Source organism: Chlamydiota bacterium, assembly GCA_012729785.1.
Lineage (GTDB): Bacteria > Auribacterota > Tritonobacteria > UBA1439 > UBA1439 > UBA1439.
In genome coordinates this window covers 1-8,924 of sequence record JAAYCL010000010.1, presented here as the reverse complement: position 1 = coordinate 8,924, position 8,924 = coordinate 1, and the positions used below count along the sequence as shown (strand labels likewise).

Below are 8,924 nucleotides of genomic sequence, written 5' to 3'. Positions count from 1 at the left end.
CTCCCCGATTCACGGGTTCCCTCATCATCTCGTCCCTCTGCGTCGCCTTCCTCCCGTGGCTCTCCTTCCGCTTCCTCCTCCCCGCCCTCCTCCTCGCGGCGATGCACGCGCGCCGGGCGTGGACCGACGAAAACCCTCGCCGCCGCGCGGCGGCCCTTGTCGTCGCCGCGGTCCCGCTGCTCGCCTCCCTCGCCCTCTTCCTCTCGTACCAGCACCGCGCCTTCGGGTCGCTCAATCCCGCGGCCGGATACCTGTACCAGAACTACGGCGAGCGGGGCCTCTCGAGCCGCGGCCTTCTCGACGGCGTCTTCGGCATCCTCCTCGACCGCGGGCACGGCCTCCTCTCCTGGTCGCCCGTCTACCTCCTGTCGCCCACGGGGCTGGTCATTCTCTTCCGCACGCGCCGCGCCCTCGGCATCTACATAGGCCTGCTGCTGCTCGCCATCTATCTCCCCGGCGCGCAGTTCGTCTTCTGGTGGGGCGGTTTCGCCCCGCCCCCGCGCTACATGGTCGCGCCCGCGCCGTTCCTCGGCGCCGCTATCTGCGCCGCGCTCGCGGCGCGGCTGCGCCGGCCGTTCGCCGCCCTCTTCGCCCTCCTGCTCGCCGCGAGCCTCGCGTTCGGCTGGCTCGGCTGCGCGCGTCCCGGGCTCCTCTATAAACACCGCCATCTCGCCGCGTACTGTTTCCCGAGGTTCCCCCTTCGGATCTTCCCGGCGTTCTTTAGGAAGGAGGCTCTCACATGGCCGCTCGCCGCGGCATGGAGCGCCGGCATCGCGGCCCTGACCGCCTTCTTCTGCGCCCGGCGCTCGACGGCGAAGCCCGATCCAAAATAACGAAACGGCCCCGTCACGCCCCCCCTCCAACGTCGCCTGTCCCGGATCTCCGGATGCCGTACAGGATGCTTGCCCCCGAGGGCATACTGTGCTAATATCAAAGTAAAGAGGCGGGGGTGTCATGGCGAAGGGAAGAGAGAGGTGGGTGGCCGTCTGTGTCGCGTGCGCGCTCTGCGCGGCGGCGGCTTCGTCATTGGCCAAGGAAGCGGGGCTGCATCTCTCCGTCCCGCACAATCGCGTCGCCGCCGGCTCGACGATCACGCTCCACTGGGAGATCGTTCCAAACGGCATCAGCACGGTCGCCATCATCCTCGGCGTGATGCTCCCGGACGGTCGCATCGAGTGCTACGCCGGGCCGGGGAAGGGGTTCGTCGAGATCGAGACCGTCGAGGCGGCCCCCCGTGCGGCCGTCGGCTTTCCGTTCAACACGGCGATGACCGCCTCGCTCGACATGCATCTTCCGGCGGACTGGCCGAAGGGGACATGCCAGTTCGTCGCCGCGGTGATGGAAGGCAAAACGATCGCGGAGGTGGACTACAGCAACAGCTTCATCGTGGAGTAGCCGTCGAGAGAGAGAGAGAGAGAGAGAGAGCAGCGGAAGGGCGGGCATCGTCGTCAGGAACCTACCACGATGCCCGCCCTTTATCTTTTACCCCACACCGTACACGTTACATTTTCTTTGCCGTGGAACTGGTGGGCAGGGAAGGATTCGAACCTTCGAAGGCAAAAGCCAGCAGATTTACAGTCTGCCCCCTTTGGCCGCTTGGGTACCTACCCACGCAACAGCAGAAGAAGTGTACGGCGCAAAGAACAAAAGCAAGGAGCGGGAGATGCGGCCGCCTTTTTCAGGACGCATTATAGCGCACCCCCCCGCCGCCCACAAGAGGCGGTGGAGCCGATGATCGGAGTCGAACCGATAACCTGCTGATTACAAATCAGCTGCTCTGCCAGTTGAGCTACATCGGCCCTGTGCGCCGCGACCCCTGCCGCGTGCTCTAATTACCCGCATTACCGGTGCGTTGCGTTCATTCTCCACCAAAGGCGCGTTGTGCTGTCCGCGACCATTCCTGACCAGTGTCGCCGAAATATGGCCACAAAACAGTCACGACCTACCCGCCTCGGGTCAGCATGGAACGCCGCCGTATCAATGCTACGAAAGGCCGAGGTCGCATTCAAGCGCTTTATCCCGAGACCGGATGCCCCACGGTCACTGTTCGACGTAGCCTGTTTTGCGCATCGGCATAGAGTTGGGCGGCTTCTCTGACGTTCGCAATCATCTTCCACCCTCACGCGCTGCGGGCAGCCCTGCGGGATGTCGTCGAAGAGTCCCCGCGTCACCCGATTTTTCGTCCACCGAGATGCGCACCGCAGCGCTTCTCGGAAACCGGGAGAAGGCCAAAATCCACCCCCCCCTTGACACGCGTCCATCGGTCAGCTATCTTTTCGATGAAGGAGCGAAGATGAAGACGAAGACGATATATCTCCTGTGGTGCCTGGCGATTGCGATGCTCATCGCGCAACCCGCGTACTCGGAAGCGCCTGAGACGGCCGAAGGAAGATGCGCGGTGTGCGACAAGACGCTTGGCAGCGACGCGCCCGAATCCGCCCTCTCCGCCGATCCGGACTTCAAACAGCACAACATGTTCCAGTGCTGCCAGACCTGCCTCGACAAGAAGATGGACAAGCAGGCACAGCGCGTCTACACGGAGATCTCGCGGAAGTACAAGTGGAGCAGCATCTCCCACAACAAGTCGGTGGCGTTCAAGGCAAACCGCCGCAGCTCGTACAGGTAGGTTCCCGCCCGCCGCTCCTCAGTTGTAGTGGAGCTCCCACCCTTTCGCCATGTAGTTGTCCCAGTGCCCGGTCTCCGGATTGATGTCGTCGCGAAACCCCATCGTATTCCCGCCTTCGCGGAACCGTTCCGGCGAGACATAGACGGTTGACCACGCCCAGTGGTTCCCGTTCATGAGACCGGGAATGGCGCCGAGGTAGGAGCCGTTCAGGTAGACCGCGTTGCGGTAGTAGGTTCCCCAATACCCGCCGTGAAGCACGGCGAGCCCGTTGGGGACATGCGCCATCGAGAACCGGACGTCTATGCTCAGCCCCTCCGGATTCGGAACCTCCCAATCCGCCATATACGAATCGTAGTCGTCCCCCACGTGTATGGTCCTGTCGAGTATCACGGCGCGATACTGGAACGGGGTGACGATGCCGGAGCCCGCCACGGGGAAACCGTCCGTCGCCACGAATTCCCCCGTCCCGGACCGGACGAAGGCCGCCGCGAAGGCGAACGGCTGACGGTAGATCTCCGACGACACGGTGTTGATCAGCAGCGAGCTGCTTTCCGCCGAGGTGAATACCGCCCCGCGGAATGTAGGGCCCTCGACCACGCCGTTGGAGACGTAGGTACCCATATCGGCCCTGAAGATGCGCACCTCGTCCGCGTCGAACAGCGTGCCGAGATTGAACGGCTCATCGTCCGTGAATCTCGGTCCGGCCACCGCGGCGAGGTAGACGTCCACCGGCGTCCCGCGATAGTCATACCGCTGGAAATCGCACGTGTAGTGCAGGCGGACGTTGCCGTCTTCGTCCTCCTTTTTCGCGGAAAGCACAAGGTACTCCGGGAGCGGGGACGGCGTGGGTGTTGCGGTGGGGATCTCCGTGGGCGTCGATGTGGGCGTGGGCGTAACGGTGGGGATCTCCGTGGGCCCTACAGTCGGCTCATAGGCCGCCGAGGGAGAGGAGAAAACCGCCACGAGGAGAACGAACCCGAGGGTGAAGCGCGCCCCGCGGAACGCCGCACGCCCGAACCAGATCGCGCTCATACCTTCAGGATACTACCATCGGCGCAGTGCCGTGGCAAGCGTACCGTTCGGCGGCCCCGCCGGCGGGAAAGAGCCGGGATTCCGGCTGTCAGCGGGCCGAACGCCCCCTCGTCCGCTCGGCGGCCGCGCGCGCCGCGGCGGACGCCGCGAAGGCGAGGCAGGCGAGGAGGATGATCGTGGCGCCGGAGGGAAGGTCCGTTGCGTAGGAGATCCAAAGGCCCGCGAAGGACAAAACGGCGCAGACGAGTGTCGAGAGCGCCATCATCCGCGTCAGGTTCCGGGTGTGCTGTCGCGCGATCGCCGCGGGGATGGTCAGGAGGGCGATGACCAACACGATCCCGACGATCCGGATGAGTACGACCACCGTGACCGCCACCAGCCCAAGGAGCATCAGGTACATCGCCTCCGCCCGGATGCCCGACACCTTCGCGAACTCCTCGTCGAAGGAGAGCGCCAGAAGCTCCTTGTAGCGCAGGCCCACCACGGCGACGATCAGCGTGTCGAGCGCCAGCATCAGGTACAGGTCCGAGCGCGGGACGGTCAGGATGCTGCCGAACAGGTAGCCGAACAGGTCGGGGGCGTAGCCGGGCGTGAGCCCGATAAAGAGCACGCCGACCGCCATCCCCATCGCCCAGAAGATCCCGACGGCGGTGTCCTCGGGAAGGCGGCCTCTCCTGCTCACGGCCCAGATCCCCGCCGCCGATGCGAGACTGAACGGCAGCACGCCGAGGAGCGGATCGATCCCGAGGAAGTAGCCGATGCCGATCCCGCCGAAGGCGGCGTGGGCGATCCCGCCGCTGATGGAGGCGAGCCGCTTCACCACGACGTAGGAGCCGATGACGCCGCAGGCGACGCTCGCCAGCAGGGCCGCAACGAGCGCGTTCCGCGCGAACTCGTACTGGAGCATCCCGGTCATCGGACTCCGTGCGCCTCCATCACCCGGTGGGGAACGCCGTGGGCGATCATCTGCACCGGGCACCCGTAGACCGCCTGGAGGTCGTCGAGGGTGATCTCCTTCGACTCGTGGTAGTGGAGCCGGAGGTTCAGACAGGCGATCGTGTCCACGTGCGCGGAGAGGACGCCGACGTCGTGCGTCACGAGCACCACCGCCATCCGCTCGCGCAGCCGCTTCAGGAGGAGGTGGATCCCCTCCTGCGCGCAGGCGTCGATGCTCGCGGTGGGCTCGTCGAGCAGGAGCAGCCTGGGGTCCGTGACGAGGGCGCGCGCGATGAACACGCGCTGCTTCTGCCCTTCCGACAGTTCCCCGATCTGGCGGTCCCGGAGGTCGAACGCCCCCACGGTCTCAAGGGCCCGGCGCGTCCGCGCACGGTCCTCCGCCTTGTAGTACCCCAGGCGGGGCGCGTGAGCGAGCCGCCCCATCAGCACGACGTCCCAGACGCTGATCGGGAAGAGGCGGTCGAACGGGACATGCTGCGGCACGTACCCGACGAGTTTCCCGGCCTCCTGCGGCCTCCGGCCGAAGACGCGCACCTCGCCGCGCGACGGAGCGATGAGGCCGAGGATCGTCTTGAGGAGGGTGGTCTTCCCGCCGCCGTTGGGCCCGATGATGCCGAGGAAGTCCCGCTGCCGCACGGAGAGGTTCACCTCCTCCAGCGCCGGCACGCCCCCGTAGGAGACGCAGACGTCCTTCAGGCGCACGATCTCCTCGCCCCTCATCGCGCCTCCTCCGCCAAAGCGGCCGCCACGCGCCGGAGGTTCTCGGGATAGTTCCTGGCGAGCGGGTCGATGACGATCACGCGCCCCCCGATCTCCCGGGCGACGACCTCGGCGCCCCTCCGGCTCGACTCAGGCGACGCGAACACCGCGTTCGCCCCGAGCTCCCGCGCCCGTTTCACCGACGCCGCGAACCCCCTCGCCCCAGGCTCCTTCCCCCCGGCCTCGATCGGCGCCTGCACGAGGCCGTACCGCGCGGCAAAATAGCTCCACGCGGGGTGAAAGACGAAGAACGTTTTGCCGCGGGCGGGAAGGAGCGCCGCCGCGACCTCCCCGTCCAAACGATCGAGTTCCGCCCGCAGCGCCCGCGCATTCGCCGCGTACGCCTCCGCGCGGGCGGGGTCGATTTCCGCCAAAGCGGCGCGTATGTTCTCGGCGATGACGGCGGCGTTTGCGGGGGAGAGCCACACGTGCGGATCCCGCCCGCGCACGGCGCCGTGCGCACGCCCCCGCTCCTCCGCGTGCCCGCATTCCCCCTCCACCCCGAGCGGGGCGATCCCGCGCGAGGCGTCGCACACCCGCATCGTCCGGTTCAGCGCCGTGAGCTTGTCCATCCAGGCCAGCTCGAACTCGATCCCGGTGCCCGCCTTGACGTACAGCCGCGCCCGGCCCAGCGCGTCGAGCTGCCGCGGCGCGGGCTCGTAGCTGTGCGGGTTGGCGCCCGGGGGCACCATCACCGACACCTCGACCGCCTCCCCCCCCACCCGCTCGGCGAAATATGCGTACGGGAGGATGGTCGCGACCACGCCGATCTTCTCGACGGGGGCGGGGTCGGGGGCCGCGGTGTGGGGGAGGAACAGACCGAGGGGGAGCGCGATGATCGCGATCTTCCTGTTCACGGGTTACCCCCGCGTGCACCCCGATCGCACGGCCCGGGGAAGGAATGGCGGAGAGGGAGGGATTCGAACCCTCGGTACCCTTGAGAGGTACACACGCTCTCCAGGCGTGCCGATTAAACCGCTCTCGCACCTCTCCGCATCATGTTGCCGCCGCGCGCTGCTTCTTGAAGAACGCCTTGAGCAGCGCCCCGCATTCCCCCTCCTCCACGCCCGCCTCGACCTCGACCGTGTGGTTGAGGCAGCCGCTCCCGAGGATGTCCATCCTCGACCCGGCGGCGCCGGCCTTCGGATCGCGCGCCCCGAAGACCAGCCGCGCGACGCGGGAGAGGGCGATGGCGCCCGCGCACATCGGGCACGGCTCCTTGGTGACGTAGAGCGCCGCGCCGTCGAGCCGCCAGTCCCCGGCCTCGGAGGAGGCCTGCGTGAGGGCGATCATCTCGGCGTGCGCGGTGGCGTCCCTGAGGAGCTCGACCTGATTGTGCGCCCGGGCGACGACGCGCCCCCCGCGCACGATCACCGCGCCCACCGGGACCTCGTCCTCCTCGAACGCCTGCGCGGCCTCCTTCAGCGCCTCGCGCATGTACCCGAGATCGCGCTCCGCGTCAGCGTGCGTCATGGGAGGGAGGATCTCCGCCGACCCGCTCGCGGGACCCGGCGCGCAGGGTTGTGTGGACGCCCCGTCCCTGGAAGCGGGAACCCGACAGCGAGCACCCGTAATCATGGCGCGCCCGGAGGGAGTCGAACCCCCAGCCTTTTGGTCCGTAGCCAAACGCTCTATCCAATTGAGCTACGGGCGCGCGTTACTCCTCGATCTCCGCCTTGATTCCGCCCACGATACCGGCGAAGATATTATACACAAGCGACGCCGCCATTCCCACAACTCCCGCCGCCGCGCCCCAGAAGGCGGCGTACGCGAGCGACCGCGGCACAGGGGTGAGCCTGTTCAGCCGGGCGAAGATCGCCTGAAGCATCCGCCCGAGGTCGCGCGGCATCAGGCCGAGGTTCGAAGCGAGCAGGTAGACCAGCCCGACGATGAACACCGCGCTGAACAGCAGCGCGAACACGGACGCGGGCTGGACCGTCTTGATCTCCGATCGGTGCATGGCGTCCCTCTGTTCGATGAATCCTCGTTTGCAGAAACTGGCGGAGAGGGTGGGATTTGAACCCACGAGACCGTTAAGGTCTACACGATTTCGAGTCGTGCGCGATAAACCGGACTCTGCCACCTCTCCATTTATTCAGCCCTCGAACCCAATTCAGCTAAACAATCACGGATTTGCAGCTTCAGGTATCTCTTACCCTGAGATTTCTTTAGAAATTCCTCTCTTCTACGTGCATCGCTCTCTTTCAGATATGCCTCGTAATGAATTAGTGTAAGGGGCAACCTTCTTTTCGTGGAGTCAACCTTGCCGCCGTTGTGCTCCTGCATCCTTCGCTTCAGATTTTTAGTGAATCCCGTATAGAGCTGTTCATTACCCATTTTCAGGATATAGACATAATACATGTCATTACCCGTGCTACCCAACACTACGATTTCGCCCCGCCATAAAGGCGGGGCGCCCCGCCTTCATGGCGGGGCGAGTCGTGCGCGATAAACCGGACTCTGCCACCTCTCCAGATCTTGTTACTTCGCCCGGAACTGAATGACCGCGGATACGATTTCGCCCCGCTATTCGGCGGGCAAGTCGTGCCCGATAGGCCGCACGCCGCCACCTTCCCGAAAAGCCGCCGGCGCCGCGCTATGGCGCCGGCGGGCCGCCCGGCCCTTCCGCGGCCCTCAGGCCCGCGACGATCTCCCGCGCCCGCGCGAGGTTCGCGTCGAGGACGAGAATCTGCCCGTACCTCTCCCCGAGCCAGTCCCGCTCCAGCCCGTCGAACCACGGGGCGCGCGGCTCGCGCCACTCCGCCTCGATCCCCTCCTCGCGCAGCGCGTCCACGATGGCGGAGGCCTTGATGCGGTCCGTCTCGCGTGCCACGGCGACGAGCCGGCTCCCGTCGTCCGCCATCCCATCCTCCAGAGGGCGGACGCCCCCCCTTCGGTCAAGGAACGCCACCGCGCACGCAATGGGGCCCCGCCAGCGTCCGTCCCCAACCGTGCGCATGCCCCCGATTGAATCTGGCGGAGAGGGAGGGATTCGAACCCTCGGTACCGGCATTATACCAGTACAGCGGATTAGCAATCCGCCGCATTCGACCGCTCTGCCACCTCTCCACCGGAGATTCAGTATAGCATCCGCGGCCGCGGGTCGGCACTGAAATCCTGCCCCCGTTCCGCACTGGGCATATCCCCCACGGCGTTCCCGCGATGCCGATTGGGCCTGGGCATCCCAAGGGTATCCCTCGGGCACCTTATCGGCACCCGCCCCGTTGCCCGGCCTTTTCCCGCGGTATGCGCCGCCGCGCGGCGTCTTTCGGCGTCCCGGGCCGCGTCTGTCCCCGCATCGGCGCCCCGTCCTGCGGGAGAAAATATTCGCTGAGATACATATTCTGTATCCTACTGCGCCGCTGGATGTTATGCGCATTCCCGTGCGCATGAATTGCGCGGCGGCGGATTATGGTGTATATTTGGGCTCATGACGTTTCTTTGTGAAAGATTTTCACGGCTGCGACAGGAGTACCAGCATCAGGCATGACATATCTCCCTGGCCGGCTTGAGGTTGAGCCTTCAAGGGCTCCGCTCAAGCCGGCCAGGG

Annotated in this window: 11 protein-coding genes and 6 tRNA genes; 3 read left to right on the top strand and 14 right to left on the bottom strand. The window is 66.1% G+C overall.

Annotation, left to right across the window (positions count from 1 at the left end; genetic code table 11):
- A partial coding sequence (locus tag GXY35_01995; protein NLW93367.1) for a hypothetical protein occupies nt 1-833 on the top strand: 833 nt, incomplete at its 5' end.
- A gap of 121 nt (nt 834-954) precedes the next feature.
- Nucleotides 955-1,395, top strand: coding sequence for a hypothetical protein (locus GXY35_01990; protein NLW93366.1), 441 nt, complete (start codon nt 955-957; stop codon nt 1,393-1,395).
- Between the two features lie 129 nt (nt 1,396-1,524).
- Here the strand turns inward: GXY35_01990 and GXY35_01985 are convergent.
- Both GXY35_01985 and GXY35_01980 read right to left on the bottom strand, forming a co-directional pair.
- Nucleotides 1,525-1,610 (bottom strand) — tRNA-Tyr (locus GXY35_01985).
- A 113-nt stretch (nt 1,611-1,723) separates the two neighbouring features.
- Nucleotides 1,724-1,799, bottom strand: a tRNA-Thr gene (locus GXY35_01980).
- 494 nt (nt 1,800-2,293) lie between these two features.
- Here GXY35_01980 and GXY35_01975 point away from each other — a divergent pair.
- A complete protein-coding gene (locus tag GXY35_01975; protein NLW93365.1) occupies nt 2,294-2,626 on the top strand; it encodes a hypothetical protein in 333 nt (110 codons plus the stop codon).
- Nucleotides 2,627-2,644: 18 nt separating this feature from the next.
- Here GXY35_01975 and GXY35_01970 read toward each other — a convergent pair whose 3' ends face one another.
- The 12 genes from GXY35_01970 to GXY35_01915 form a co-directional block, all read right to left on the bottom strand.
- Nucleotides 2,645-3,658, bottom strand: a complete 1,014-nt coding sequence (locus GXY35_01970) for a hypothetical protein (protein NLW93364.1) — start codon at nt 3,656-3,658, stop codon at nt 2,645-2,647.
- Between the two features lie 88 nt (nt 3,659-3,746).
- The gene (locus GXY35_01965) at nt 3,747-4,574 is read right to left on the bottom strand and encodes a metal ABC transporter permease (protein ID NLW93363.1); all 828 of its coding nucleotides are present in this window, start codon (nt 4,572-4,574) and stop codon (nt 3,747-3,749) included.
- Nucleotides 4,571-5,335 (bottom strand): ABC transporter ATP-binding protein, encoded by a 765-nt coding sequence (locus tag GXY35_01960; GenBank protein ID NLW93362.1) that lies wholly within the window; start codon nt 5,333-5,335, stop codon nt 4,571-4,573. The genes GXY35_01965 and GXY35_01960 overlap by 4 nt, the downstream gene beginning before the upstream one ends.
- Nucleotides 5,332-6,231: a zinc ABC transporter solute-binding protein gene (locus GXY35_01955; protein ID NLW93361.1), complete on the bottom strand. Its 900-nt coding sequence runs from the start codon at nt 6,229-6,231 to the stop codon at nt 5,332-5,334. The genes GXY35_01960 and GXY35_01955 overlap by 4 nt, the downstream gene beginning before the upstream one ends.
- 45 nt (nt 6,232-6,276) lie before the next feature.
- Nucleotides 6,277-6,367, bottom strand: a tRNA-Ser gene (locus GXY35_01950).
- Nucleotides 6,368-6,370: 3 nt separating this feature from the next.
- The gene (locus GXY35_01945) at nt 6,371-6,952 is read right to left on the bottom strand and encodes a nucleoside deaminase (protein ID NLW93360.1); all 582 of its coding nucleotides are present in this window, start codon (nt 6,950-6,952) and stop codon (nt 6,371-6,373) included.
- Nucleotides 6,952-7,028: transfer RNA gene (locus tag GXY35_01940), tRNA-Arg, on the bottom strand. The genes GXY35_01945 and GXY35_01940 overlap by 1 nt, the downstream gene beginning before the upstream one ends.
- A gap of 3 nt (nt 7,029-7,031) precedes the next feature.
- Nucleotides 7,032-7,334, bottom strand: a complete 303-nt coding sequence (locus GXY35_01935; protein NLW93359.1) for a hypothetical protein — start codon at nt 7,332-7,334, stop codon at nt 7,032-7,034.
- A 38-nt stretch (nt 7,335-7,372) separates the two neighbouring features.
- Nucleotides 7,373-7,463 (bottom strand) — tRNA-Ser (locus GXY35_01930).
- Nucleotides 7,464-7,465: 2 nt separating this feature from the next.
- Nucleotides 7,466-7,735, bottom strand: a complete 270-nt coding sequence (locus tag GXY35_01925; protein NLW93358.1) for a GIY-YIG nuclease family protein — start codon at nt 7,733-7,735, stop codon at nt 7,466-7,468.
- A gap of 235 nt (nt 7,736-7,970) precedes the next feature.
- The gene (locus GXY35_01920; protein NLW93357.1) at nt 7,971-8,237 is read right to left on the bottom strand and encodes a hypothetical protein; all 267 of its coding nucleotides are present in this window, start codon (nt 8,235-8,237) and stop codon (nt 7,971-7,973) included.
- A gap of 111 nt (nt 8,238-8,348) precedes the next feature.
- Nucleotides 8,349-8,443, bottom strand: a tRNA-Ser gene (locus GXY35_01915).
- Nucleotides 8,444-8,924 lie beyond the last annotated feature (481 nt).